Here is a 26,793-nt window from a genome sequence, read left to right as displayed (position 1 = left end):
ATAAAGAGGGGGATATCATGCGGAAAACCCGTTCCGTTGAAGAAATGATTGAGACGCTTCGGCATGAGCCGAGCTTCTCCAAAAATGTGACGCATTGGCACACGGTCGATGCAAAACCAGCCAAGTATGTCCCGATTCCAGATATCGTGCCACAGCAACTCGCGACGGTTTTAAAAAATCGTGGAATCGAGCAATTATATACGCATCAAGCTGAGGCGATTGAACAGACGTCGCGTGGGCGATCTACGGTCATCGTGACGCCTACCGCGTCAGGAAAAACACTTTGCTATAACTTGCCCGTCTTATCAAAAATGATTGAGAAACCGACAGCGCGTGCACTTTATTTGTATCCGACCAAAGCGCTTGCACAGGATCAAAATAGTGATTTGATGGAAATGGTGGAAGCGCTCGAAGGAGATTTACGTTGCTTCACTTACGACGGAGATACGTCCCCAGCCGCCCGTACGAAGGTACGGGATGCGGGAAATATCGTCATCACGAATCCGGATATGCTTCATTCCGGCATTTTGCCGCATCATACGAAATGGATTCGGCTGTTTGAAAACTTAGAATACATCGTAGTGGATGAATTGCACACGTATCGCGGGGTGTTCGGGAGTCATGTCGCAAACGTGTTCCGTCGTTTGAAGCGAATTTGTGCGTACTACGGGAGCAACCCGAAGTGGATCATGACGTCTGCGACGATTGCAAACCCGCTCGAGTTGGCAGAACGATTGACCGAGGAAGAGGTGACGTTGATTGATAACAACGGGGCACCGCAAGGGAAAAAGCATCTCGTATTTTACAATCCGCCGGTAGTTAATGAAGCGCTCGGTATACGTCGCAGTGCAACGCTCGAAACGAAGCGGATTGCCTCAAAGCTTGTCGAAGCGAATATCCAAACGATCGTCTTCGCGCGTTCGAGAGTCCGTGTCGAAGTGTTGCTGACCTATTTGCAAGAACTCACGCGACGGGAACTCGGTCCCAAATCAATCGTCGGTTACCGAGGAGGCTATTTGCCTTCTGAACGAAGAGAGATCGAGCGTCGGTTACGAAATGGCGAAATCAAGGCTGTTGTATCGACAAACGCACTTGAGCTTGGTGTCGACATCGGTCAGTTGCAGGCGTGTGTCCTGAACGGTTATCCGGGTACTGTTGCGTCGATGTGGCAACAAGCGGGAAGGGCAGGGCGCCGACATTCCGAAGCACTCGTCATTTTCGTCGCCTCTTCTTCATCGCTTGACCAATTAGTTGTCGAACAACCGGACATGATTTTAGAACGTTCACCGGAAGCTGCCCGACTCGATCCAAACAATTTGATCATCCTCGTCGATCATGTGAAGTGTGCGGCGTTTGAACTCCCGTTTCAACGAGGAGAAAAATTTGGGACAGTGGATACGGAGGACATTTTAGAGTTTTTGACCGATGCACACGTGTTGCATGAACGGGCCGACAAATACTACTGGATGACGGATTCATTCCCTGCCCACGATATTTCTTTACGAACAAGTGACCAGGAAAACGTCGTCATCGTCGATCAATCAGCAAAAAATCAGGTCATCGGCGAAATGGATACGTTCAGTGCCATGACTTTGCTACACGATGAAGCGATCTACCTGCACGGCGCCGAACAGTACCAGGTGGAGAAGCTTGATTTTGAAGAGAAGAAAGCCTATGTACGACGCGTCGATGTCGACTATTATACCGATGCGAACTTGGCGGTTGAATTGAAAGTATTAGAAGAGAATAAAACGGATGGGGTCAAAACGTTTGGTGAAGTGTCTGTGATTGCCATGGCAACCCTTTTCAAAAAAATCAAATTTGGAACACATGAAAATATCGGATCGGGCCCGATTCATTTGCCGGAGCGCGAATTGCATACGACGGCGACCTGGTTTACCCTTGATGAGCGGTTTGCATACTCTGAAGCTGATATGGAAGATCAGTTAGAGGCGGTCAGTGATTTATTACGCCGGTTAGCGCCGCTATATTTGATGTGTGACACGCTCGACTTGTTTACGACGATTCAGATGAAGTCGACCCATACCGATAAGCCGACTGTCTATTTATATGACCGTTATCCAGGCGGGATTGGATTGAGTGAAGCACTCTATAAAGATGCCGATGCTGTATTGGAAGCGGCAATCTTGACAGTATCCGACTGCCCTTGTGAAAGTGGGTGTCCTCGATGTGTAGGAACAATCGGTTATGGAGACTTTAAACGGCAAGTCGTCCGTCAGTTGAACGCTTTGAAAGGAACGTTATGAAAGCAAAATTATCTAGATTGATCAAAACGAAAGAAACGAAAGAAACGAATCATCCTGAGGTTACACCGGACGAGATCGAACAACAAAAGTGGATGGAAAAAGGCGGCGAAATCTTGACGTTTGAAGGCGAGTGGTGTGTCCGTCTCCGGAAAGCCTATCCGCTTAACGACATCTATCATGATTATGCGTTTATCGAGGCGAAGGAAGCCATGTCATCGACCCATCCGTTTTTCACGGTCGACCTCTCACCTGAACAAGTATTGTTCATGGATACCGAGACGACAGGACTACGAGGATCGGGGACATCGATCTTTTTAATCGGCTTTGCCCGGTTTCAACAGGATCATTTGGAAATGACCCAGTACGTCCTGCCGCATCCGGCATTCGAAACCGCATTTTATTACCATTTCTTAAATGACATTGGGGATGACGTAAGATTTGTGACGTATAACGGAAAATCTTTCGATTGGCCACAAATCAAAACAAGGCATACATTTGTCAAAACGCGTGTTAAACAGTTACCATCCGTCGGCCACGTTGACCTCTTACACGCAGCGAGACGATTGCTCAAGCCTAAACTCGATTCGGTTTCTTTAAAAGCCGTGGAAGCCTATTTCGGTCACGAACGGACGGATGATTTACCAGGTTTCTTGGCGCCGATGCATTATTTTCAATATGTGAAAGAGCGGAACCCGGACATTTTGGTCCCTGTCTTAGAGCACCATCATGCAGACTGCTTGAGTCTCGTGTCGCTATACAAACGACTCAGTCATCTTGTGGACGAGGAAGCGAATGATTTTGGCGAAGAACGAGCCCATTGGTTACACGATTTAGGGCAACAGGACCATGCCTTAAAAGAATATAACCAATTAAAAAATCCGTCGAAAAAAGCGAAAATGCGACAAGCGATGCTCCTGAAACGAGCCGGGAGGATGGAAGAGGCAATTTCCATATTAGAAAAGCTTCAAACCATCGACGCTTATGTCGAACTCGCAAAATATACAGAACATAAGACGAAAGAAATCGAGCGTGCCATTCAATATACGGAGCGAGCGATTGAACTGTCCGAACGGAAGCAGACGGTGTTGAAGCAAACGGCTTCCCGAGAACAGGCAGAACTGGCGCATCGGCTCGCCCGTTTAGAAAGGAAACGATTATGAAAGTAGTGGCCATTACCGGATACCGGCCTCATGAGCTTGGTATTTTTAAAGCTGACCACCCCGGAATCGGGATTATTCAAGAGGCGTACCGGAAAAAAATACTTGAAGTCATCGAGCTTGGTGCAGAATGGTTCATTTTTAGTGGAACGAACGGTTGTGAATTATGGGCGGGACAAGTATTGTTAGAGTTAAGAGAAACTTTTCCGATCAAAATTGCGGTTTTCCCCCCATTTTTGAATCTGGATGAACGTTATAAGCCGTATGAACAGGAAATTTTTGTCCAGTTACAGCTGGAAGCGGACTTTTTTGAGGCATTGACTCAGAGACCGTATGAAGATCCGAGTCAACTACGTGCAAAAACCGCCTTCTTTTTGGAGAAAGCCGAAGGAATTATCACACTTTTTGACGAAGAAACGGGTGGAAGCCCCCGATTTTTAGTCGAAGGGGCAAGACGTGAACCGAATATGGAGATTTTTCTGATCACACAGGAAGATTTACGTGTGATCGAGGAAGAAAAACAATGGGAACAACAATGGGAGTGATACGATGCAAACCGAATTAACAGCAGAAGCCATTTATAAACAGGAATTTAAAACGGCATTGCGTGGCTACTCGCAAGAAGAAGTCGATCAGTTTTTAGATGTCGTCATCCGCGACTATGAAAAAATGACGAAAGAGATCGAGCGTCTTCAAAAAGAAAATGACGCATTACGACGGGATACGAGTGAAAAAGTCGAAGCCGTTAAACCGGCCCAGCCTGTGGCCTCGAACTATGATATGCTACGACGCATCTCGAACCTGGAGAAAGCGGTATTTGGAAAACAAGTCGGGCCTAGTGAATAAGAGGGGGTGAAATCGATGTTGCAAGTGTTGACGGCTGCTGAAAAAAAGCCTATTAAACAACAGACAAAAGGGTTGTTCCGGATGAAAGAGGAAGTGATTATGCCTCCGAAATCCTATACAGATCAATTGGTTGAACAAATTCGACAAACCTGTCGCTTTGATTGGATGATGATTGAACAAGTACAGCTCGGTGAATCCACGTTTGATTACGTGCTCGTCGGCCCAAAAGGGGTATTTCTTGTACAAATCAATCGAACGTCGGCATCCGTCCATTTGACAAATCGAATTTGCCGGACCGAGTCACAGTTTGGGTGGAAGCAAGTATACCCTCATCCGATTGAAGAACTGGATCGAGTCACGAAAGAAGTGCGCGCCTTGTTGAAGCGAGAATGCGGTCAAGCCGTTCCGGTCAATTCATTTTTGATTTTCCCGGAGGCGGAACGTCTAAAAGTGGAACGTGTCAAAGCAAACTGTTCTACCTCATTCGATATCGTGGATCGTGTCGTCGGAAAAACGAAAGTCGACTCGATTGCAGAGCCTACCGTTAAACAAATTGCGTATTATTGTTCCGAACGCCAAACACATACATAACAAAACCGGGTGACGCGTGTTCACCCGGTTTAGTCATTTTAATAAGTCTCGTGCTTTTGCAGCATCTTGTCGATGGACGAAAAGTGCGACGCGATCATCAAGGTTTTTGGCGAGCGGTCTCATCAGTTTCCCGGTCGGAAGTCCTTGCTCGACCCGACACGTGATGCCGTGCTCAATCAGATATTCATAATCTTTCAATAGTTCTTCCCCTTGCTTCCCAAACGCTTCTCCGAAGCGAATCCATCGTAAGTTGCGGACTGTACGGATTGCTACAAGAATAACGAATAAGGCAGCCAGGGTCAGAATAAAGATTGTTTTGATTTCGATGTCCAATGCATTCAACCCCTTCTTTACACAATTTTAATGGTGTGTCGAGTTGAAAGCAACAACGGACGGACGGTATACTGAAATGGAAATGAGGGATGATTATGAAAACACCGGTCCAATCACGACGAGAAGCTGTCTCGTTACTGGAAAAAGAGCATGTATTATATATTCGAATTCATAACGGACAAACCGGAATGATTAAGTCGACACCCGAGGGCATCATCGTCGCCATTCCAAATGAAGAGACGAAGAAAGTAGATTTTCGTAAGCTGGAGGATGTCGAGGCGTTCGAGGCGTTTTATGACCTGACGCTCTCAAAACCCGGTACGTTGTACTACAATCAGGAACAATAAACAATAATTCATTGCTTCACTCCATTTAGAGTGAAGCTTTTTTATAAAGAATGCGGGAGCCAGGACGATAATTTATCTTGAAGCGGTTTAAGCCTGACATGGTGTTGTTTATGAAGCAAATATCCATCAGGACGAATGACAAGAATTCCCCGGCGCATAAATAGCGATTTTGCGAGTTCGTTCCCTTGGTCAAAAAATGGGCGGCTGTTTTTTGATAGGGTAATGACCTGAATGAACGCATGTTGTCGATTCAAATAGTCATAGATTTTCGCCAAGTCACGTTTGCCGTCATCAAGGACGAGCACTTGAAACCGGCCATCGGCAATTTCAGAGATCTTCATACGAAAACCGTCGTCTGCTCGCAATATTTCAGTCTCCGGAAAGATTTTTCCTTCAGCCACTCTTCGAAACGGAAGCCGTAGTGGCTTGTTGTAGGAAAGATGGAGTTGGGAGATTCGTTCCGTGATTTTTTGATTGACGAGATTGACCCGGGTAAAGACGTCTGCCCCGAAAGCCTGGAACGGTAACAGAACAGGCAAAGTCGTTTGAAGCATCTCTGTCGCGACGTTCGTTGTTTGGAGGACATTTCGAGCCACATGTTCCCGTTCATCCGCGTAACTGGCTACAACGCTGTGGGAGGCACCAGCTTTCAAGTGAAGCCAGAGCTTCCAACCGAGGTTGAATGCGTCAGCAATACCCGTGTTCATTCCTTGTCCACCAACAGGTGAATTGATATGCGCCGCATCACCCATTAAAATCACTCGATTGTGAATGAACGAGTCGACCATTCGATTGTGTACGCGAAACAGGGAGAACCATTCGATCTCATCGATTCGAACCGGCATCTTACTGCGTTGTTCGATCAGTTGGCGCAGTTTCGACTCATCAAACGATTCATCGTTTCTTAAATTTCCCGTAATACGAATGGTGTCGTTCGTAAGGGGGAATACTTCTAGAACCCCTTGTTCGGAAAAGAAAATATGAACTTCTTCTCTTGAAATCGGCCAAGCGGCTTTCAAATCGGCCAACACCCAAGCTTCTCTGAAGGATTTACCGCTAAAAGGCAAGGCCAGCATTCGACGAATCGAGCTATTCGCTCCGTCGGCGGCGACCACGTACTTTGAAGTCACGTGACGGTGCGCTCCGTCTGCCGACTCGAGATGCGCCACCGTTTTAGTAGGATATTGGGTCAAGGAAACGAGTGTTTCTCCCCGATCGACGACATGACCATGTGCTTTTAACGAATCTTCTAAGATGGCTTCTGTCTCGTTTTGTCTCAGGAGTGTGACAAACGGATATGGCGTGACCAATTTCGAAAACTCTAACTTGGCCGTCCATTGACCGGAAAAATAGAGGTTTCCCCGCTCGATTGTACGGGCACGCGCTAATACGTCTTTTGCCAGGTCTAAACGCGAAAACACCTCGATGGTGCGAGGTTGAATCCCGATTGCCCGTGAATTATCTGAAGGCGTCGTTTTCCGGTCGATGATTTTAAAAGAGATATCGTATTTGGCGAGCGTCAATCCTAATGTGAGGCCGGTCGGTCCCGCTCCGACAATCAATACGTCTACTTGTTCGTCCACAATGATCAGCTCCTATCATTAATACTGATATTTCCGACATCTGACACCTTTAAACGAGGAGTTGGGACTGAACGTGTAGAATGAAAAAATATAAAATGAGAGGTGATCCCGAACATGGTGCATCCTTGGATCAATGAACAACAACTGCGAAGCAGTTTCACGATGGAGGAAGATTATGAGGAGACGGCGGCTGTACTGATCCCGCTTATTCAAATGGAACGGGAATGGCATGTGGTATTTGAAGTGCGTGCCCATACGATGCGTCAACAGCCAGGCGAGATTTCCTTTCCGGGAGGACGGCTTGAACAAGGAGAGACGCCGGTCGAAGCCGCTGTGAGAGAGACGAGTGAAGAATTGGAGATTGACGAGCACCAGGTTGAGGTCATCGGCAAGCTTCGCCCGCTCGCAACACCTCACCGCCAACTGATTTACCCATTCGTCGGCATTCTCTCGACGTTACCTGACGTCCATCATACAGATGAAGTCGATCATATCTTCACTGTCCCGCTCTCCACGCTGTTGAGTATGGATCCGTTTCACGGAGAGATGGAATGGACGATGAGCCCTGATCAAAACATCCCGCTCGATCGAATGGCGAATGCTAAAGCGTACAAAAAACGGGTAATTAAAATGAAAGAACCTTTTTATGAACATGAAGACTACATTATTTGGGGATTGACTGGTAAATTTCTGACACAATTTATTAATCGGATTAAAGAAAACGTATTCAAACCGATATAATTTCGTTATAATGATAAAAACAAATTGTAGATTGGAAGTGAATGGTTGTGCCGGAAGATTTCCTCATTGGTGATATTGTCAAGTCAACACGTGAAGGATGGGTTGCGGAAGTAACTGCCGTGCTGACAAATACCGTTATTGGAGACGTTTCGATTATGGAAGAGTTTCAACAACTCGGCCTCGAATTCGAGAAACAAGTTTTACTAAAATCAGAATTGGAATTGATTGAACGCGCCAGCTAACCTTTTTCGAAAGGAATGATTCAAGTGTCCATTGACAAAAAAGTGCTTGAATGGAAAGAGGCGGGTTTGTTAGACGAAGCGACCGGTGCAAGGCTAGTCGACTATGAGCATAAGAAGAAGGCGGCTAGTGAGAAACGTGAGCACAAGCCGCCTATTTTAGTGATTGTCGGCTCGATTTTACTGGCACTCAGTTTATTCAGCTTTGTCGCGGCCAATTGGCAGGCAATCCCTGATCTCGTTAAAGTCGGAATCTTTCTCTTATTCATGATCGGGATGTATGTCGCAGCTGAACGCTTTCAAACGCGTGCGCCACGATATGTCACCCTGTTTCGTGTACTCGGTTTTGCCTTCTTTATTGCGACCATGTCTGTGATTTTTGTGACGTATCATTTGTCAGGTCAACTGTCGTGGCTATTTTGGATTTTCTTCGCGATGGCGGTTCTTCACAAAATTTTATACGAACACCCGATTTTTACGGCGATTGCAGCAATCACTGCTTTTATGGCAAACACGAACAGCTTTGAAGGGGTGGGATTGACGCTCATCATCTTTGGTTTGATCGTGACCTGGGCTTGGTTTCATTTCGTCCCTGCTTCAATTGACCGCATCTTCGCCTGGTTAAGTTTTTACGGATTGATCATAATGGTCGGCCAGTACTTTGACTATGATGGCAGATTATGGCCCCTTTGGGCACTCGTGATCCTTCACGGCCTGTTCCTGGTGTATCGTGAGAAGGCGACATGGCAGGCGATGTATCTATTTGCAGCGGCTGTGCTGTCGTTAGGTTATTTAATTAACGTGACGGAGAGATGGCTCTCACAACGTCCACCTTCGATATGGGAGGCCACGATCTTATCGGTCGTCCTCGTCGCACTCTTTTTGATTCATCGACGGGAAGAATTGATTTGGGTCAGCTTTTTGGCAGTCATCCCTTTTGCCTTGTTCGAAGATACAGGGATCTTGCTGGCCATTTTGATTGAAGGGGTCGCCTTAGCGTATTTGATTCGACAAGATGTCACGAGAAAACCGACCATCTTTGCTTTCATCTATTTCTTGCTCGTTCAGATGACGATTTACTTCATTTATGTCTGGGACCGCTTAGACATCTCACTGTTCTTCTTGATCGGAGCGTTGATTGTCTTCGCGCTTTCACTCGCCCTATGGTGGCGTAGCCGGACGAGAGGAGATGTACAGTCATGAAGCAACTGAGAGTTTGGATCATTCCCGTACTGCAGTTGGCGATTGCGATACTTTTCATCTTACTTTTATATGCGGTTTCCTGGTTTGGGACGACGTATACGTTTCAAGTATCCACGTACGAGCCGTATGACCCGTATTTTAATGATTCCATCTATTTAGAGTATGATGGCTTAGAGGGACGGCAAGATGTAGAGACAGGTACGGTCTATGTAACCTTCAAAGAAGGGGAGGACGGTTACGCCGTCATTGACCGAATTCAATCCAAACCGTTTTTCGGCGGTGTTCAGGGAAACTATTATGACCGTTTCGTTTATATAGAAGAAATCAGTTCGTATCGTGTCCCGGCAGACGATGTCGACCAAATCGAGGGGAAACAATCCTTCACCATTCAGGTCGATGTGGCTCCGTGGGGTATGGTACGCCCGCATGATTTGAGTCCGATACAAGAATAATTCAAATGACAACAACATTACAGAATTGTTACATCATTTATTGTAACGGTTCTGTAATTTTTTTGTTAAGCCCCGTCATATCAACGTTTTTCGTAAATGTTACAATCTGTAACCGGATTACACGTCATATGTCAGGAATATTTCACTTCGTTAAAATGACTACTCCACAGCGATGCAAAGTGGTAAATTTACTTTTGTTCGTTACATAACGAGAAAGGTGATGACCTTACTACGATGCAATTTATAAAATATACACTTATGATTCTAATGACAACTTTCGGAATCCTTTTATTCACATCTACTGCCGACGCCGCGCAGATCGGGGTGGGGACGCAGCAAAAAATCGTCCAAAACCCACTGGAGCTCGAGCGCCAAGCAATTGAATTAGAACGAAAAAAAGAAATTGAGCGCAAAGAAAAGCTTGCTGAAGAGAAACGTTTAGAAGAAGAACGTCGTCTCTCTGAAGAAAAAGCCAAACAAGAAGCAGAACGAATCGCTGAAGAAAAACGCCAGGCTGAAGAGAAGCGTCAGGCAGAAGAAGCGAAACGTCAGGCAGAAGAAGCAAAGCGTTTAGCTGAAGAAAAAGCGAAAGCCGAGGCTGCCAAATCAACGACACAAGTCACGGCAACTCCTGTCTCCTCAACAAAAGCCCCGAGTCAGAAAGTGATCACGGTTGAGTCCACGGCATACACAAATGATGCCGGTGACAACAAAACGTATGGGGGCCGTGTCTTAACGGCAACAGGGCATGACGTGACAGATTCAATCTACTATAAAGGAATGCGGATCATTGCGGTTGACCCATCTGTCATCCCGCTCGGCTCTGTCGTCCACGTTGAAGGCATTGGTGATGCCATTGCCCTTGATACCGGTGGCCGGATCAGAGGTCATATCGTCGATCTCTTAGTCGATACGAAGCGCGATGCCATAAACTGGGGTCGTCGTCACGTGAAGGTTACAATCTATTAAATCACGATTAGGTTCTCCTAGATGGAGAGCCTTTTTTGTTTAACAATCGTTGGAAACGGGCAAACTATAATTTGACTTTCCATAATGGATTTACCAAGGAGGGATCGGGTTGATTGAGTTTCGGGATGTGTCGAAGCGTTATGATGACGGGACGTTGGCCGTCAAGGATTTAAGTTTAAATGTTGATAAAGGGGAAATTTTCGTATTAATCGGTCCGTCGGGTTGTGGGAAAACGACGACGATGAAAATGGTTAATCGATTGATTGATCATACGGACGGAAAAATACTGATTGATGGCAAAGAAATTTATCAATTCGATATTTATGAATTACGGCGGAACATCGGCTATGTTCTGCAACAGATTGCGCTATTTCCACATTTGACAGTCGAAGAGAACATTTCGGTCGTTCCGGAACTGTTAAAATGGCCAAAAGAAAAAACGAAGGAGCGGGTGACCGAGCTAATGCGGATCGCCGGTCTGGATGAAAAATTACGTTCGAAAAAACCGGCGGAGCTTTCCGGTGGTCAACAGCAACGCGTCGGAGTTCTCCGTGCACTCGCGGCCGACCCGGATGTCATTTTGATGGATGAACCGTTCTCAGCTCTCGATCCGATTAGTCGGGGGCAATTACAAGATGACATCAAACGTTTGAACGATGAATTAGGAAAGACGATTCTCTTCGTCACACACGATATGCAAGAAGCGATGAAACTCGGGGACCGGATTGCGTTGATGCGAGATGGTGAGCTGATGCTCGTTGGAACACCGGACGAGATTTTGGCAAGTAATGACCCGTACGTCTTGGAATTTACACAACGAGGAAGAGGTGAGCAGGATGCTTGAGACGTTTCAAAATCGACAAGGTCAACTTGTAGAAGCGCTCATCGAGCATTTGCAATTGTCTGTCGTCTCGTTACTCATTGCAGTGCTCATTGCAGTACCGCTAGGAATCTGGTTGACACGGCGACGTAAAATTGCCGAGACGGCAATCGGGGTGACCGCAATCATTCAGACGGTTCCTTCTCTGGCGTTGCTCGGGTTAATGATTCCCCTTGTCGGAATCGGTGCGCTGCCAGCGATCATTGCCTTAGTTCTCTACGCCCTGCTCCCAATCTTACGAAATACGTTCACGGGGCTGAACGAGGTGGATAAATCCCTATTAGAGGCTGCGCAGGCATGCGGGATGAAACCAAATCAAAGTTTAATGAAAGTGGAGTTGCCGCTCGCGCTCCCGGTCATCATGGCAGGGATTCGTACGGCAATGGTCCTGATTGTCGGAACGGCGACACTTGCAGCACTTGTCGGAGCAGGTGGACTGGGGACGTTGATTTTGCTCGGGATCAACCGGAATGATAATTACTTAATCTTGCTCGGCGCAGTGCCTGCCGCAATTTTGGCGCTTCTGTTTGACTTCTTGTTAAGACAGATGGAAGGTGCCACAGCGACGCGCAATAAAACGAAACTGATCGCCGCTTCGACGGTGCTCGCTCTAATCATTGTGACGCCGCTTGCCTTCGGCCGGACACAACAATCCGACCTCGTCGTGGCGGGCAAACTCGGTCCAGAACCGGAAATCCTGATGAATATGTATAAACTGTTAATTGAAGACCAGACCGACTTGTCTGTCACCGTCAAACCGAACTTTGGGGAAACGACGTTTGTATGGGGAGCCCTGAAGTCAGGGGATGTCGACATCTATCCGGAATTCACGGGCACAGCGCTGGCGAGTCTTGTGAAGGAGACACCGAATTCGAATGATGCGCGTGAAGTGTATGAACAGGCACGCGCCGCCCTCGAAGAGGATGGCTATGTCATGCTGGAACCGATGAAGTTTAATAACACGTATGCCTTGGCGATTCCAAAAGATTATGCGGAGGCAGAAGGGATCACAGCGATTTCCGATTTGCGAAATGTGGAATCTGACATCAAAGCGGGATTCACATTAGAGTTCACCGATCGTGAAGATGGTTACCCTGGTTTACAGGAAGAGTACGGCTTTGATTTCCCATCGGTCGTTTCGATGGAACAGAAGTTACGCTATCGAGCAATCGCTCGGGGAGATGTCAATCTTGTCGATGCGTATGCGACTGACCCGGATATCGCAGAGAATGAGTTGGTTGTTCTGGAGGACGACCGACAATTCTTCCCACCATACCAAGGCGCTCCTTTGATGAAGGAAGAGACACTCGAAGAGTATCCGGAAATCGAGGATGCGTTGAATCAGTTGGCTGGTCGAATTACCGATGAGCAGATGTCTCAATTGAACCGCCGTGTCGCCTACGGGAAAGAACGCGCGTACGACGTCGCCAAAGACTTCTTAGAACAGGAAGGATTACTATGAAGGGAATGATCATCTCCAATCCGAAATCGGGTACGAGTGAGACGATGCTCGGTGAAGTGATCGGTACGATCGAATCGCACTATGATGAAATCATTATCAAGAAAACATTGGCTGAAGGGGATGCCTCACGATTTGCGGAGGAAAGTGGATCGTTTGATCATTTGATTGTGATTGGAGGCGACGGGACGTTACATGAAGTCGTCAATGGCCTGATGAAACTGCCTCGAGACAAACGTCCGGTCATCGGTCTGATCCCTGGTGGTACGTGTAACGACTTCGCGCGAGCACTCGAACTCCCGATTGAGCCAAGTCGTGCGGCAAAAGTCATCAACATGTTACGGGAGAAACGGGTCGATGTCATTAAAATCGGTGACCGTTACGCACTGAACTTTATCGGAGTGGGATTGATTGCCGACACGTCCCGACAAATCGACCCGAATGAAAAAGAAACGTTGGGCTCGATCGGTTATTTTTTGGCGACGATTCGGCAATTTCGTGAAGCAGACCCGTTCTATATTAAGTTATCGCGTCGAGACGACGTATTGTTTGAAGGAGAGGTCAGTTTCCTTTACGTTGGAAACGGCAGCTACCTGGGAACGGTTCCTACCAAACTGGAGACGCAATCCTTTTCGGACGGTTTATTGGAAGTCGTGCATAGTTCCGCAATCGGTTTTCCGATGATACGTCAACTGTTGGCCCAACAGCTCGGTCTTGATCAGTCTTCAACTGAATGGGCACACATCCAAACGGATGAACTCGTAGTCGAATTGAAACAACCGCAAATCATCGATGTCGACGGTGAACATTTTGAGACGGAACGGATGTCGATTCAGCTTGACAAAGAGGCACTAACATTTTTGACCCCATAATCCGATTTGAAGAAAACAGAGAAAAGTATTCAGATTTTTCTCTGTTTTTTTATTGTGAAGGCACCTGAACCGTGTTAGTATTTCACTATTCTTATGAAAATGAAATGAAAACAGGAAGTAGGGGTACACATGGCGCAAAATTCATTCGCCTCAAAAATTGGATTCATCTTAGCAGCCGCAGGGTCGGCCATCGGTCTTGGAGCCATATGGAAGTTTCCATATGTGACAGGGACGAGTGGAGGCGGGGCTTTCTTTCTTATGTTCTTAGCATTTACCCTTTTACTTGGACTCCCGTTATTGATCGGAGAATTCATTGTCGGTCGCTCGACGCAAAAAACAGCGTTACTCGCCTTTAAACAACTCGGTCATCGGAATTGGTCAATCATTGGCTATTTAGGCGTGCTTGCATGCTTCTTATTGCTCTCATTTTATAGTGTCATCGGCGGATGGGTTCTCATCTATATCGCTCTTGGATTGAGTGGGACATTAAACGACCGGACTCCGGATGAATTCGGAGCGGTATTCGAGAATGTCGTCTCCACACCGGGGATCGCCGTGCTCGGACAATTTTTATTTTTGCTCGTTACGCTTTTGATTGTACTAAAAGGTGTCGAGGCAGGGATCGAACGGATGAGCAAGATTTTGATGCCGCTTCTATTCGTCAGTTTTCTCGTCCTCGTTGTCCGCTCTTTGACGTTGGATGGGGCGATGGAAGGGGTTCGTTTCTTCTTACAACCTGATTTTTCTGCCCTGTCAGGACAGTCTGTGTTGTTTGCTTTAGGACAGGCGTTCTTCTCGCTTTCACTTGGTGTTGCGGCGATGTTGACCTATGCCTCGTACATTAAGACGAAAGGGACGTTAAACCGCTCAGCCAATATGATCGTGTTACTCAACATCACAGTATCCTTGTTGGCGGGACTCGCGATTTTCCCGGCTGTGTTCGCTTCAGGACTAGACCCGGCAGAAGGACCTGCCCTTCTGTTCGTCGTCCTACCGGCGGTGTTTGAACAAGTGCCATTAGGTGGTTTCTTCATGGTGTTGTTCTTCTTATTGTTCGCTTTCGCATCGATCACTTCGTCGATTGCCATGCTCGAGGTCGTTGTTGCAGGGGTGACCGACCGACTGAATGAGAAAAAAATGACGCTGTCAAAACGTCAGATCACGGTGTCGGCGGCTGCCCTTGTTTTTGCGATTGGCGTGCCTTCCGCCTTATCATTCGGTTTGTTAAGCGATGTGGTCATCTGGCGTGGGCGCACGTTCTTCGACACGATGGATTACATCGTCAGTTATATATTGATGCCGTTCGGTGCGTTATTGACATCGATCTTTGTCGGCTATGTCGTGGATCAGCGTATATTAAAAGATGAGATTGAAACATCTGAACCGGGTGTGAAGCTGTATCCGATTTGGCATGGACTCATCCGATACGTCATTCCTGTCACGGTTGCGATTGTAATGGTATGGACGTGGGTGAACACGTGGCTCGATAAGTAAATGTGTAATTTACCGTAGACGAATGCGTCTGCGGTTTTTTTCGGTTCGTAAGGGGAAAGTATGGCTATATGAGGTCGCTTATCATTCTTACGACCGAGGTAGAAAGGAAAAATATTATGCTAAGATGATAGGGATGACGAAACTTTTTTTGAGGGGGTTCGTAAGGTACAATAGAAGTATCATAAGGTGAGGTGGAAAGAATGAAAACATGGATGAAATGGGCCCTGACAGGGGCAATCATATATTTTGCCATTAACGTATTCGATTTCTCCTGGCTATTCATCATTGTCGGGGCACTCGTGTTGAATGAAGTATGGTCGACGAATAAACGTCGGCAACGTCAACGGGTCGCCGCACCGGTTACAAAGAGGGCGAAGAAAAAACTCCTGCTCGATGAAGAAGAGTCGTTCTCAGGGTCTCGCATCTTAAAACCGATCGAGGAACCTGAACCGGTCCGACAGTTTGAAGCAACAGATGATTTAGAACTTCAATTTTTACAGCGTACGATTGAACAAGGATACGAAAAGCTAAAACAAATCGATCGCGTGCTACCTGAAATTAAAGATACGGAAGTTCGTCAGGAAATGAAAGCCGTATCCAAAGAAGCACATGACTTGTTCTCGGAACTCTTTGAAAACCCTCAAGATGCCAAACATGTGCGTGACCTGTTCACGTTTTATCTGGACTCACTCGTTTCTGTTGTCTTGAAATTCCGCGAGTTAGAAGGAAAACGGGTCGTCATTCAAGAAGAGACTCGGGAGCAACTGATTACGAACATGCGACTCATCGTCGACAAGTTCAAAGAACAACGGAGCCGTCTATTAGAGGACGATGCCGTCGACTTTGAACGGGAATTGATTATGATGGAGCGAGTGTTAGCAGACCAGCCGGAAGGGAGAAAGAAACATGACTTTATCGAATGAATCAAACTGGCAGTCATGGCCAGAAGAAGACTTGACGTCGAACACCGAAACGAAAACGGACACGGAATCATTTAGTGACCCGTCAGTCGACTGGTCATCTATGTCAGAGAAAAAAGAGGTTCCTGCGATTCAAGCGAAGCCGGACGTTCCGCAAGAACATCGTGAACGGATTACCCGCCTTGCCGAGTCGATTGATATTAAGAAAACGGATTCTGTCATGCTATTTGGATCAAACGTCCAACGGGAACTATCTCAGTTCTCAGATCAAATTTTGACAGAAGTCAGAATGAAAGATGGTGGTGAAGCAGGTAAACTCCTATCCGATTTGATGCAAAACGTTCGAAAGATGGACCCGGACATGCTTCAGCCGGAGAAGAAAAGCTTTGTTGACAACCTCCCGCTCATCGGACGTGCAAAAAAGAAAGCTGAAAACTACAAACTCCAATTCGAGAAAATGAATGTCTACCTTGAAGAGGTTATTCATAACTTAGACCGTGCCAAGTTCGGTCTGATGAAAGATATTACGATGCTCGATCAAATGTATGACAAAAACAAACGCTATTTCGAAGAGTTGAATGTATATATCGCAGCGGGTGAGACAAAACTGGATCACGTGCGTGACCATGAAATCGCCCCACTTCGCCAAGAAGTAGAGGTTTCAAAAGACCAGGTGAAACTCCAACAATTGAATGACATAATTCAGTTAGCGGACCGGTTTGAGAAAAAGTTACATGACTTGAAACTGAGCCGGACAATCAGTCTTCAGATGGCTCCTCAGATTCGTGTCATTCAACAGAACAACCAAATCCTGGCCGAAAAAATTGAGTCGGCGGTCGTCAACACAATCCCACTTTGGAAAAACCAGGTCGTGCTCGCGCTCAGTCTGACAAGACAGAAGACGGCACTACGCATGCAACAAGATGTCACGAAGACGACCAATCAGTTACTCGAGCAAAACTCGAAAATGTTGAAAGACTCTTCGATTGAGATCGCCAAAGAGAATGAAAAGGGAATCGTGTCAGTCGAGTCATTAAAAGTAGCACATGAGAACTTGTTGTCTACGCTTGACGAGACGTTGCGAATCCAACAAGAAGGCAAGCAAAAACGTCGTGAAGCCGAACGTGAACTTGACCGGATGGAACATGAATTAAAAGAAAAAGTGATCGAGATTGCGGCCAAAAACAAAGAATTGCCAAAAGAGACCGGATATTAAAAGGGAAGTCTGAGACATCAGACTTTCCTTTTTACGAGGAGGAGCAGAATGGAGAAACAACGATTATGGGACGAGACCTGGTTATTATTTGCGGACATGATGGCAAATCGCCATTCAAAATGTGCATCGAAGAGTGTCGCCTGCGTCATCGTCAAAGACGAAAAACCGATTTCGATTGGATTGAACGGAACCCCTTCGGGACACACCAATTGCAATGAAATTTATATGAAGCGAACGGATGGCTTTTACAAACGGGCTGAAGCGATGACGGAGTCCGAGTTGGACCTACTAGATGAGCAGGTCCGGCTCGTGCACGAAGGAACGCTTTATTTGAAGTGTACGGATCCATATGATCACCATAACTGGTCGAAACAACACGAAATCCATGCGGAGATCAATGCGATCGGAAAGCTCGCTGCAGACTCGACGAATGCCTTCGGTGCAACCGCTTATGTGACGCATTCACCTTGTCATGCCTGTTCTCTCGCATTGATTGCCTCAAGAGTGTCGCGCGTCGTTTATGCGGTAGGGTACGAACACGGGGATGGATTAGAGTTGATGCGTGAGAGTGGGATCGAAGTGTTACATATGCCACTTGAAAAAATGTCTAAAAACGCATTGTAAACGTTTACATTAGGTGTTATATTATTAGTGTACTGCCAATGGTGTTTTACTCTTCCATTATTCGCCCCTCACTGAGGGGCCCTTTTTTTTAGAACAAAACAGGTGAGACAAAGTTTACACATAATGTTCAATATTTCACAATATATTCGTGTGAATCTCTTTTATAATGAAAGTAGATTCAAGAGAGGGGAAATGTTACATGGAAAAACTCGTTCGTTTTACAGATGGTGCATATGAGGTAGAAGCGCTTATCACACTCGAAGAAGTGTGGGAAGATAAATTTGCAATCGGGACACATAAAGAATTAGCAGTAAAATCATTAACAATCAACGGGAATGAAGTTTCTGAAATCAAACATGTACGTGCGTTACTCCGGTATTATCCGACATTAGGGGTATCGGGAATCTTACTCGCGCTCGACAAAGCAGCGGCAGAAATCGTCGCGTTATCTGGCGATCAGGACCCTGCACTTCAATATGTGGAGCTTGTCGCTCTACAAATGGACGAAGCGTCAACAAAAGACTTAAAAGACTTGTATGCCGAAATGACAGTTTAAATTCATCCAAATGGGTGGCTCGGGGCCATCCATTTTTTTATTGCATCTATTTTTTGTTGTGGTATGATAGACACAGATGAAGAAATGGAACGCCATATCGTTATCGAACCATAAATGGGGATCTAGATAGCTAGATCGCTGTCAAAAAAGCCACGTTCATAGGAACGTGGCTTTTTTTTGTTGAATTGTATCAAAGTCTGCTCCGACATCTTGTGCGAGATGCGCATCGGACCCTAATGTGAGCGGGATGTGGAATGAAAGCGCCTCTTTTACAAATTCTTCGATATATGCCGCACCGCAATCCGGTTTTCGCAAACCCGCCGTATTGAAGTCAAGCCCGAAACCACGGTTCGAGATAGCCTGTAACAATTTTGACTGTGTCTCTGTGACATCGGAACGCGACCACTCATAGTTTCGTTGATATTTGATTGGGAGGTCAAGGTGACCAATTCGTTTGATGTGCAGTCGTTCCCACGGGAAGTCTAATCCGGATTCGAGAGAAGAATAGTACATACGGAGAACTTCCTCAAACGAACCTAGTTTTTCAACTAGACGCTCAAATAACTCTGCTGAGAAGTCAACAGGCATGTATGTTTGGTCGATGTACAGAAAATGCTGTGACAAAATGGCCTCGTCAATCATCGGTGCGAACGGTTCGAGAAGTGAGATCGTCTCGTTTTCAAGACCTGGCAAATAATCGATCTCTAAACCGGAACGAATTTCAATTTCATTTTGATACGTTTCTTTTAGATGGCGCAGTGTATCAAAATACTCTGGCAACATGTCTATGGACATCGCGGAGTCTTGATCCGGTGTGGGATCGACGAATGATTCGGGTAACGGGGCGTGTTCAGTAAAGGTGATGGTTTTAAGCCCTTTCGCGATTGCCTGATGAATATATGACTCTAATGGGTCATTCGTACCGTGGGGACAAAATGGAGTGTGAACATGTCCATCATGGGTAAAGTTAAGCATGTATGTCACTTCCTTTTCAAAATCATGAGACTGGTTGACAGCTTGTTTTTCGTTTGATAAATTTAACACACTACTTTAGTTTGGTAAAGTGATAATAAGATAAAGGGTGGTTGAAAATGATCTGGTCCAACACGAAAGGCTCGATTCCTGAAGGATGGTATGAACTGCAAGCAACAGATGTGATTCGCCCGAAAAAATGGATGATTTCATTTTTAGAGAGAGCGGAGAACGACGGATTCGTCGTGATTGAACCACCGCTACTGGAATACTATTCCCACTATCAAAACTTAGCACTGTTCGACGAGTCTGCGTACTATCGTCTCTTCGGAAATGATGGAGAGCTACTCGTCATGCGGCCCGATTATACATTGCAAATCGCAAGGAAACTGGCTGATGGGGAAGAGCCTATGCGAGTCGCCTATGCGGGTGCCGTTTATCGGCGCACGGCAAAGCATTCCGGTCAACCTCATGAAAGACAACAGTTAGGTCTGGAATGGATTGACGGAGAAGAGCTGGATCGTGTACTCATGCAATCATTTCTTGAAATGACGAAAGAAATCCTGCCATATGCACAACTCAGCTTAAAAATCGGTTCAGCGAAAGTCGTATCAAAAATCGCGGAAGAAGCCGGAATCCAGGAAAGGACGTTAAGACGAATCTTGGCGCTCCGAAATTTGGAGTCGCTCCGGGACCTCGCGGAAACATATTCCTACCCGTTGATTGCAAAACTTCCTTTCTTGATCGGGGATTCGGCGTTAGAAGAGTTGAGGCAAGAGGCACCGGTAGCGTTATCCTCGATCATCGATGAAGTGGAGGAGACGGTTCAACACTTGCGTGATATCGGTCTGAAAGTGTCCTATGACTTCGGTCAGACCGGTGACTTCGATTATTATTCCGGATTGACCGTGACAGGGAGTATCGAAGGGAAGCGAATCATTTCAGGCGGACGCTATGATTCACTATACGGACACTTTGGACATTCGAGACGTGCATTTGGGATGTCGTTAGACTTAGAGCAGTTAGATGAGGTGATCAAATGAAGGTGGCGATTGCAAAAGGACGAATTGAAAAGGCGGCACGGGCATATTTTCAGGAAAAGGGACTACCTGTTTGGCCGGAGAAACGTGGACGCGAATTGACCGTAACGGTCGATGACAACGAATTCATCTTTGTAAAAGGAGACGACGTCTATAAATATGTCATGCACGGTGCGGCTGACGTGGGAGTCGTCGGTGGAGATATTTTACGTGAAAAGACACCTGGCGTGTTAGAAGTCGTCGATTTACCGTTTGGACGCTGTCGCATGTCTGTGTGCGGTCCGAAAGTTCGACGCAACGGGACAAAGAAATTGAAGGTGGCCAGTAAGTATCCGAATGTCGCCATCTCTCACTTTGCGTCTAAACGCCAAAATGTTGAAGTCATCGCATTAAACGGTTCCGTAGAACTCGCCCCGTTGACTGGGTTGGCGGATTGTATCGTCGATATCGTCGAGACCGGTGCAACACTTGAGGCAAATGATTTAGAAGAGTATGAAACGATTTTTTCAATCAATGCAAAGTTCATCACAAGTGAAGCGGCATTGGCGAATCGACCGGATGAACTAAAGTCATGGATTCGGATGCTTAGCGAGGAGGAAGACGAATGAGTACTGAAACAAACCGATCACGCAGAGAAGCATGGTCGGAGGCCGTCAAACCGATTTTAGAATCGGTCGAAAGTAGAGGTGACGAAGCGCTGAAAGAATGGACTGAACGCTTTGACGGGGTAAAACGTTTGGAGTCCGTTGATTTGAAATCGTATCGTCCTCCTGAGGCCTATGCCGAACTGACAGAAGCATTGACGCTTGCCGCAAATCGTATCCGTGCATTCCATGAACGACAAGTACGTCCGGATGATTCGTTTGAGGATGAAATGTTCACACTCGGCAGACGTTATATGCCCCTTGACTCAGTTGGTGTCTACGTTCCTGGAGGGACAGCGGTCTATCCATCAAGTGTCCTCATGAACGTCATTCCAGCAAAAGTAGCCGGTGTCAAACGAGTTGTCATGGTGACCCCTCCTAAGTCAGACGGGATTGATGTGTCGTTACTGATTGCTGCAAAAATTGCTGGGGTAGATGAGTGTTATCTCGTCGGAGGCGCGCAAGCGGTGGCCGCTCTCGCCTATGGGACCGAAACGATTCGTCCGGTGGATAAAATTGTAGGACCGGGAAATGCCTATGTAGCAACAGCAAAAGCACTTGTCTCTCATATCGTCGGGATCGATTCAGTAGCGGGACCGTCTGAAGTGCTCATCCTTGCAGACGAAACGGCGAACCCGAAGTGGGTAGCTGCAGATTTACTCGCCCAGGCCGAACACGATGTCGAGGCGACGGCGCTCGCGCTGGTGACGTCAGAAGAAACGGCAGCTCGCGTCGAGCAGGAGCTTGAGAAACAACTGGCGCTACTTCCCCGTAAAGACATTGCAAGTGCGGCCCTCAAGCGAGGCGGTGTGCTAGTAAAAACAATGGAAGAGGCCATTGACTATGCGAATGAGATGGCAGCCGAGCATGTACAGTTGGCTGTTCAAAATCCGGACTCCGTCATGCGGGAAATCCGGCACGGGGGTTCATTCTTTTTAGGCCATGAAGCCGCTGAGGCGTTTGGCGATTATATTGCCGGGCCGAATCATGTCTTACCGACAAGCGGAACGGCACGTTTTTCAAGTGGATTATCAGTGGATGATTTTTATCGCCGGCAAACGTTTCTCGAGATGACCTCGTTAAATGAGACCATCACGAAAGCGGCGATCCGCATTGCGAAACAAGAACAGTTAGAAGGGCACGCCCGCGCCATGGCTGTCCGGTTGGAGGATGTATGAGAAGAAACTATCAATCGATTCCGCGGTACGTCCCGCATGAGGTGACGGGATTTGCGTTGAATCAAAATGAGAGTCAATTTGAACTGCCTGAACGGTTAAAGCAGGAGATTCGTAACGTTTCTTTGGAGGGGTTGAACAGCTACCCTGTCAGTGAACTAATTGCGCTAAAGAAGAGTTATGCCACGTATGCCGGGGTTAAACCGAACCAGCTCATGGTAGGTAGCGGGAGTGACGAGTTGCTCGCGATTTTAAGTCAGGCGATTTTAGATGCTGAGGATCAAGTGATCGCACCAGCACCTGACTTTTCGATGTACGGAATCTATACGCAGATTGCCCGGGCAAATTTTGTCCAACCTCAAACCGAGGGACTCTCGTTTGAATCCTTGATGAAAACGATTAAGGAACATGAGCCGAAATTGGTTCTCTTATCAAACCCGAATAATCCGACCGGAAAGATGTGGACGAAAGAGGAAATCGAGACAATCGCCGCGCACGTCCCGTTTCTTGTAGTGGATGAAGCGTATATCGATTTTACGATGCAAGATTCCTTCGTGACAGAGCTAGGGTATCATCCGAACGTAATCATATTGAGGACGTTGTCGAAAGCGTTCGGTCTCGCGAACTTGAGAATCGGATTCATGATTGCTGACGCAAAAGTGATTGAGCAAATCGACAGGTTCCGTTCACCCTTCAATGTGAGTGGCCTGAGTGCGGCAGTAGCAACCGTCGTGTTGAATGATTCTGACTATATAAAGGAGTCGGTTCGTTTCCATAACGAACAACGTGACAAGCTCGAGACATTGCTTCAACCGATCGGTGAGATGATTCCGAGTCGGGCGAACTTTCTTTACATTAAAACGGATGAGAGTCACGTATGGGCAGAGCGATTTTTAGATCACGGCATCCATATTCGTGCATTTTCAGACGGGATTCGTGTGAGTGCCGGTACGGACGAGGCATATACACATATTCAGAACATGTTAAATGAGGTGAATTCTGTTGAGAACAGCTGAAACGAAACGTGAAACGAACGAAACGACGATAGAAATGAAGCTTGATTTAGACGGAACAGGACAAAGTGCAGTGAAGACAGGGGTCGGATTTTTTGACCATATGCTGACGCTGTTTGCATTCCATAGTCAAGTTGATTTACGCGTACATGTCAAAGGAGACACGTGGGTCGATGCCCACCATACCGTTGAGGACGTCGGGATTGCTCTTGGCCAGATGATTGCCAAGGCGCTCGGGGACAAAGTCGGAATTCGCCGGTACGGGACGAGTTATTTGCCGATGGATGAGACCCTTGCCCGGTCGGTTGTAGACGTTTCGGGACGCCCTTTTCTCGTATATAAGGCAGATATCCGTAATCCGAAGCTTGGCGATTTTGATACCGAGCTCGCCGAGGAGTTCTTCCGTGCCGTCGCCATGAATGCCCGATTGACCCTCCACTTGGAAGTGTTATACGGTTCGAATTCACATCATATGATTGAAGGCTTGTTCAAGGCATTCGGTCGTTCACTCGCAGAAGCGATCGGGAGCGACGGATCAAACCGCCTCCCATCAACGAAAGGGTGGATTGAAGGATGAAAGTTGCGGTCATCGATTACGGAATGGGAAACGTCTTTAACGTAGAGCGGGCACTCCAAGCGATTGGATGTCAAGTTGTCATCACGAAGGACCCAGCTGCGATTGAATCCGCCGATGCGATTTTACTCCCGGGAGTAGGCGCGTTCCCGCAGGCGATGCAATCGTTGGAAGTCACCGGACTCATCCCGCTGCTAAAGCGGATGGCAAAGGAGAAGCCATTTTTAGGAATTTGCCTCGGCATGCAATTGTTGTTCGAGTCCAGTACAGAAGGAATGCCGACTGAAGGACTCGGTCTTATAAAAGGAACGGTCGAGCGGATGCACGCGAAACGGCTTCCGCACGTGGGATGGAACTCCATCCTCCGGGATGAGGATGTGTACTTTGTTCACTCCTATAAGGCAGTCACGAGTGATGCACTCATTGTCGCCTCTGCCGAATATATGGGCGAGCAAGTCCCGGCAATTGTTCAAAGCGGTCACGTCACCGGGATGCAATTCCATCCGGAGAAGAGCGGGAAATTCGGACTTAGCTTGTTACAAGAATGGAAGGAGGCGGTGGAGCGTGAAATTACTACCGGCCATTGATTTAATTGGTGGAAAGATTGTTCGTTTGACAGAAGGTGATTTTTCGACTGAAGAACAGTATGGGGACCCTTACGAAACATTGAAACAATGGGAAGGCCGTGTACCGATGCTTCACCTGATCGATTTAGAAGGGGCGAAAGCCGGGGAACCGAAGCACCTCGACGTCGTGCGTTACGCCAAGTCACTGGGATTTTTTGTTCAGACAGGAGGCGGGATTCGCTCGGAAGAGTCACTCGAAGCTGTGATGTCGACCGGCGCAGATCGTGTGCTCCTCGGGACAAAAGCGTTCACGGATCTTGATTTTTTAGATCGGGCCATTGCTAGATACGGTAACCGGATTGCCGTGGCACTCGACGCATATGATGGGAAAATAGCCATCAACGGTTGGCAGGAAGCGACGAAACTGGATGATATTTCGGTCGCACAAGACTTGGTGAGCCGTGGGATTGACACAATCTTATACACTGATATCGGTTCAGACGGAAAATTGAGCGGGCCGAATGTGAATCGAATGAAGGCGTTACGTCAACTTGTCGATGTGACATTGATTGCTTCCGGTGGGGTCACGACTGAAGAAGATGTTCGGGCGTTACGTGCCGCAGGAATTGATGAGGCGGTCGTCGGTAAAGCACTTCTTTCTGGAAAAGTAAGCTTGGATGAATTGATTGAGTGGGGGGAGCGCTATGCTTAAACGCAGAATCATCCCATGTCTCGATGTGAAAGAAGGACGGGTCGTAAAAGGCATCGAATTCGTCCAATTACGAGATATCGGTGATCCCGTCGAAATCGCCAAGTATTACGATGATTCCGGAGCCGATGAGCTTGTGTTTTTAGACATCACGGCAAGTACAGAACGGCGCCAAACGATGCTTGACGTCGTCAGTGCCGTGGCGAGAAAAGTTTTCATCCCTTTGACAGTCGGAGGAGGAATCCGCTCGCTCGAGGACATTTCCTCGTTGCTTAAAGCGGGGGCGGATAAAGTATCGTTGAATACGCTCGCGGTTGAATCTCCAAATTTGATTCGGGAGGCAGCAGATCGCTTTGGTTCTCAATGTATCGTCGTCGCCATCGATGTGAAATTTGAAGAGGGTGACTATTATGTGTACACGTACGGAGGGAAAGAGCGGACGAACCGATTGGCCGTCGATTGGGCAAAGGAAGTGACCGAGCTTGGTGCAGGAGAGTTACTCGTAACGTCAATGAACCAGGATGGAAAACAAAACGGATATGATTTAGGTATCCTAAGACGGTTGCGGGAAGTCGTCGATATCCCGATTATTGCTTCAGGTGGAGCGGGAAATGCAGAACATGTCGTCGAAGCGCTCGAAACGGTCGATGCCGCCTTACTCGCATCGATTCTACATGACCGAAAAACGACTGTGGAAGAGGTGAAGCACGTATGCAGCGAGCACAACTTGCCGATGCGGTTCGTTATGACGACGCCGGACTAATCCCTGCCATCATTGTCTCTGACGAGGACGGAGCGGTCTTAATGCTGGGTTATATGAATGAAGAAGCAATTCATCATACATTAGAAAAACAAGTAGTCACGTTTTGGTCGCGATCAAAGGAACGTCTATGGATGAAAGGGGAGACGAGTGGAAACACGCTCGAACTGATTAGCATTCATGTAGATTGTGACCAGGATGCATTGCTCTTAAGGGTAAAAGCGAATGGTCCCACTTGTCATACCGGGAACAGAAGCTGTTTCTTCACGGAGGTGGAAGCATGATTCATGATTTGGAAAAATTGATTCAATCGCGTAAAGATGAACCGAAGGAAGGGTCTTACACGACATACTTGTTCGAGCAAGGTCTAGAAAAGATTACGAAGAAGTTCGGAGAGGAATCGTTTGAGGTCGTGATCGCCGCTTTAAAAGACGAAGATTTGGTTGAAGAAACTGCCGACTTATTGTATCACTTGCTCGTGCTCCTCACGGCAAAAGGGGTCACGCTCAAGGAAGTGGAACGTCTTCTTGAAAAGCGGCATGGCTCGACGACACCGGCAAAACCTAGACGAGACGTGACCGATTGGTAAAT

General features: G+C 47.0%; 29 protein-coding genes and 2 pseudogenes. 28 read left to right on the top strand and 3 right to left on the bottom strand.

Annotation, left to right across the window (positions count from 1 at the left end):
- The first annotated feature begins 17 nt into the window (after window positions 1-17).
- Genes KNP03_RS05675 through KNP03_RS05655 form a run of 5 tightly spaced genes read left to right on the top strand, consistent with a single transcriptional unit; the run spans window position 18 to window position 4,861 of the window.
- Entirely contained in the window at window positions 18-2,267 is a 2,250-nt protein-coding gene (locus tag KNP03_RS05675) for a DEAD/DEAH box helicase (protein ID WP_214826492.1), read from the top strand.
- Entirely contained in the window at window positions 2,264-3,427 is a 1,164-nt protein-coding gene (locus KNP03_RS05670) for a ribonuclease H-like domain-containing protein (protein ID WP_214826484.1), read from the top strand. Before KNP03_RS05675 ends, KNP03_RS05670 begins: the two co-directional genes overlap by 4 nt.
- Window positions 3,424-3,969: an SLOG family protein gene (locus tag KNP03_RS05665; protein WP_214826482.1), complete on the top strand. Its 546-nt coding sequence runs from the start codon at window positions 3,424-3,426 to the stop codon at window positions 3,967-3,969. The genes KNP03_RS05670 and KNP03_RS05665 overlap by 4 nt, the downstream gene beginning before the upstream one ends.
- 4 nt (window positions 3,970-3,973) lie before the next feature.
- Window positions 3,974-4,270: a cell division regulator GpsB gene (gene gpsB, locus KNP03_RS05660; protein WP_214826480.1), complete on the top strand. Its 297-nt coding sequence runs from the start codon at window positions 3,974-3,976 to the stop codon at window positions 4,268-4,270.
- 15 nt (window positions 4,271-4,285) lie between these two features.
- Entirely contained in the window at window positions 4,286-4,861 is a 576-nt protein-coding gene (locus KNP03_RS05655) for a nuclease-related domain-containing protein (protein WP_214826478.1), read from the top strand.
- A 33-nt stretch (window positions 4,862-4,894) separates the two neighbouring features.
- On the opposite strand, the gene KNP03_RS05650 is transcribed toward KNP03_RS05655, so the two are convergent.
- Window positions 4,895-5,194 carry a hypothetical protein gene (locus KNP03_RS05650; RefSeq protein ID WP_240544487.1) on the bottom strand — a complete coding sequence of 100 codons (300 nt, stop codon included), beginning with the start codon at window positions 5,192-5,194 and terminating at the stop codon, window positions 4,895-4,897.
- A 95-nt stretch (window positions 5,195-5,289) separates the two neighbouring features.
- Here KNP03_RS05650 and KNP03_RS05645 point away from each other — a divergent pair, with 95 nt between their 5' ends.
- Complete coding sequence (locus KNP03_RS05645; RefSeq protein WP_214826476.1) at window positions 5,290-5,541, top strand: hypothetical protein; 252 nt, start codon at window positions 5,290-5,292, stop codon at window positions 5,539-5,541.
- Window positions 5,542-5,582: 41 nt separating this feature from the next.
- Here the strand turns inward: KNP03_RS05645 and KNP03_RS05640 are convergent, their stop codons facing one another.
- Entirely contained in the window at window positions 5,583-7,124 is a 1,542-nt protein-coding gene (locus KNP03_RS05640; protein WP_214826474.1) for an FAD-dependent monooxygenase, read from the bottom strand.
- Between the two features lie 114 nt (window positions 7,125-7,238).
- On the opposite strand from KNP03_RS05640, the gene KNP03_RS05635 reads away from it, so the two are divergent.
- The 13 genes and pseudogenes from KNP03_RS05635 to KNP03_RS05575 all read left to right on the top strand — a co-directional run bounded on the left by KNP03_RS05635 (window position 7,239) and on the right by KNP03_RS05575 (window position 18,749).
- On the top strand, window positions 7,239-7,865 hold the full coding sequence (locus KNP03_RS05635) for an NUDIX hydrolase (protein ID WP_214826472.1): 627 nt from the start codon (window positions 7,239-7,241) through the stop codon (window positions 7,863-7,865).
- A gap of 41 nt (window positions 7,866-7,906) precedes the next feature.
- The gene (locus KNP03_RS05630) at window positions 7,907-8,107 is read left to right on the top strand and encodes a DUF2187 family protein (protein ID WP_214826470.1); all 201 of its coding nucleotides are present in this window, start codon (window positions 7,907-7,909) and stop codon (window positions 8,105-8,107) included.
- Window positions 8,108-8,122: 15 nt separating this feature from the next.
- Window positions 8,123-9,307, top strand: coding sequence for a DUF2157 domain-containing protein (locus tag KNP03_RS05625; protein ID WP_214826468.1), 1,185 nt, complete (start codon window positions 8,123-8,125; stop codon window positions 9,305-9,307).
- Window positions 9,304-9,759: a GDYXXLXY domain-containing protein gene (locus KNP03_RS05620; RefSeq protein WP_214826466.1), complete on the top strand. Its 456-nt coding sequence runs from the start codon at window positions 9,304-9,306 to the stop codon at window positions 9,757-9,759. The genes KNP03_RS05625 and KNP03_RS05620 overlap by 4 nt, the downstream gene beginning before the upstream one ends.
- A 234-nt stretch (window positions 9,760-9,993) precedes the next feature.
- The gene (locus tag KNP03_RS05615) at window positions 9,994-10,728 is read left to right on the top strand and encodes a 3D domain-containing protein (RefSeq protein WP_214826464.1); all 735 of its coding nucleotides are present in this window, start codon (window positions 9,994-9,996) and stop codon (window positions 10,726-10,728) included.
- Between the two features lie 109 nt (window positions 10,729-10,837).
- Window positions 10,838-11,554: pseudogene (locus KNP03_RS05610) on the top strand (ABC transporter ATP-binding protein); the annotation flags it as partial.
- Window position 11,555: 1 nt separating this feature from the next.
- Window positions 11,556-13,070, top strand: a complete 1,515-nt coding sequence (locus KNP03_RS05605; RefSeq protein ID WP_420827879.1) for an ABC transporter permease/substrate-binding protein — start codon at window positions 11,556-11,558, stop codon at window positions 13,068-13,070.
- Window positions 13,067-13,939 (top strand): diacylglycerol/lipid kinase family protein, encoded by an 873-nt coding sequence (locus KNP03_RS05600; protein WP_214826453.1) that lies wholly within the window; start codon window positions 13,067-13,069, stop codon window positions 13,937-13,939. Before KNP03_RS05605 ends, KNP03_RS05600 begins: the two co-directional genes overlap by 4 nt.
- 129 nt (window positions 13,940-14,068) lie before the next feature.
- Window positions 14,069-15,433 carry a sodium-dependent transporter gene (locus KNP03_RS05595; RefSeq protein ID WP_214826451.1) on the top strand — a complete coding sequence of 455 codons (1,365 nt, stop codon included), beginning with the start codon at window positions 14,069-14,071 and terminating at the stop codon, window positions 15,431-15,433.
- Between the two features lie 200 nt (window positions 15,434-15,633).
- Entirely contained in the window at window positions 15,634-16,356 is a 723-nt protein-coding gene (locus tag KNP03_RS05590) for a 5-bromo-4-chloroindolyl phosphate hydrolysis family protein (protein WP_214826449.1), read from the top strand.
- Entirely contained in the window at window positions 16,340-17,569 is a 1,230-nt protein-coding gene (locus tag KNP03_RS05585) for a toxic anion resistance protein (protein WP_214826447.1), read from the top strand. The genes KNP03_RS05590 and KNP03_RS05585 overlap by 17 nt, the downstream gene beginning before the upstream one ends.
- 48 nt (window positions 17,570-17,617) lie before the next feature.
- Window positions 17,618-18,193, top strand: coding sequence for a deoxycytidylate deaminase (locus KNP03_RS05580; RefSeq protein WP_214826445.1), 576 nt, complete (start codon window positions 17,618-17,620; stop codon window positions 18,191-18,193).
- Window positions 18,194-18,392: 199 nt separating this feature from the next.
- A complete protein-coding gene (locus tag KNP03_RS05575; protein WP_214826443.1) occupies window positions 18,393-18,749 on the top strand; it encodes a hypothetical protein in 357 nt (118 codons plus the stop codon).
- A 156-nt stretch (window positions 18,750-18,905) separates the two neighbouring features.
- On the opposite strand, the gene hisJ is transcribed toward KNP03_RS05575, so the two are convergent.
- A complete protein-coding gene (gene hisJ / locus KNP03_RS05570) occupies window positions 18,906-19,724 on the bottom strand; it encodes a histidinol-phosphatase HisJ (RefSeq protein ID WP_214826441.1) in 819 nt (272 codons plus the stop codon).
- Between the two features lie 116 nt (window positions 19,725-19,840).
- On the opposite strand from hisJ, the gene KNP03_RS05565 reads away from it, so the two are divergent.
- From KNP03_RS05565 to hisIE, 9 genes and pseudogenes are all read left to right on the top strand, one after another.
- Entirely contained in the window at window positions 19,841-20,764 is a 924-nt protein-coding gene (locus tag KNP03_RS05565) for an ATP phosphoribosyltransferase regulatory subunit (protein ID WP_214826439.1), read from the top strand.
- Entirely contained in the window at window positions 20,761-21,369 is a 609-nt protein-coding gene (gene hisG, locus KNP03_RS05560) for an ATP phosphoribosyltransferase (RefSeq protein ID WP_214826437.1), read from the top strand. Before KNP03_RS05565 ends, hisG begins: the two co-directional genes overlap by 4 nt.
- Window positions 21,366-22,583: a histidinol dehydrogenase gene (gene hisD / locus KNP03_RS05555; RefSeq protein ID WP_214826435.1), complete on the top strand. Its 1,218-nt coding sequence runs from the start codon at window positions 21,366-21,368 to the stop codon at window positions 22,581-22,583. Before hisG ends, hisD begins: the two co-directional genes overlap by 4 nt.
- Window positions 22,580-23,596 (top strand): pyridoxal phosphate-dependent aminotransferase, encoded by a 1,017-nt coding sequence (locus KNP03_RS05550; protein WP_214826433.1) that lies wholly within the window; start codon window positions 22,580-22,582, stop codon window positions 23,594-23,596. Before hisD ends, KNP03_RS05550 begins: the two co-directional genes overlap by 4 nt.
- Window positions 23,583-24,170, top strand: a complete 588-nt coding sequence (gene hisB / locus KNP03_RS05545; RefSeq protein WP_214826430.1) for an imidazoleglycerol-phosphate dehydratase HisB — start codon at window positions 23,583-23,585, stop codon at window positions 24,168-24,170. Before KNP03_RS05550 ends, hisB begins: the two co-directional genes overlap by 14 nt.
- On the top strand, window positions 24,167-24,754 hold the full coding sequence (hisH, locus tag KNP03_RS05540; protein ID WP_214826428.1) for an imidazole glycerol phosphate synthase subunit HisH: 588 nt from the start codon (window positions 24,167-24,169) through the stop codon (window positions 24,752-24,754). The genes hisB and hisH overlap by 4 nt, the downstream gene beginning before the upstream one ends.
- Window positions 24,732-25,445, top strand: coding sequence for a 1-(5-phosphoribosyl)-5-[(5-phosphoribosylamino)methylideneamino]imidazole-4-carboxamide isomerase (locus tag KNP03_RS05535; RefSeq protein ID WP_214826426.1), 714 nt, complete (start codon window positions 24,732-24,734; stop codon window positions 25,443-25,445). Before hisH ends, KNP03_RS05535 begins: the two co-directional genes overlap by 23 nt.
- Window positions 25,438-26,205, top strand: a complete 768-nt coding sequence (gene hisF / locus KNP03_RS05530; protein WP_214826424.1) for an imidazole glycerol phosphate synthase subunit HisF — start codon at window positions 25,438-25,440, stop codon at window positions 26,203-26,205. Before KNP03_RS05535 ends, hisF begins: the two co-directional genes overlap by 8 nt.
- A pseudogene (hisIE, locus tag KNP03_RS13600) lies at window positions 26,154-26,791 on the top strand (bifunctional phosphoribosyl-AMP cyclohydrolase/phosphoribosyl-ATP diphosphatase HisIE). Before hisF ends, hisIE begins: the two are co-directional and overlap by 52 nt.
- The last annotated feature ends 2 nt before the right edge of the window (window positions 26,792-26,793 follow it).

Origin of the sequence: Exiguobacterium algae (genome assembly GCF_018617875.1) — a bacterium.
Taxonomy (GTDB): domain Bacteria; phylum Bacillota; class Bacilli; order Exiguobacteriales; family Exiguobacteriaceae; genus Exiguobacterium; species Exiguobacterium algae.
The sequence above is the reverse complement of the archived record's forward strand: the minus strand, read 5'-3'. Positions and strand labels throughout refer to the sequence as shown.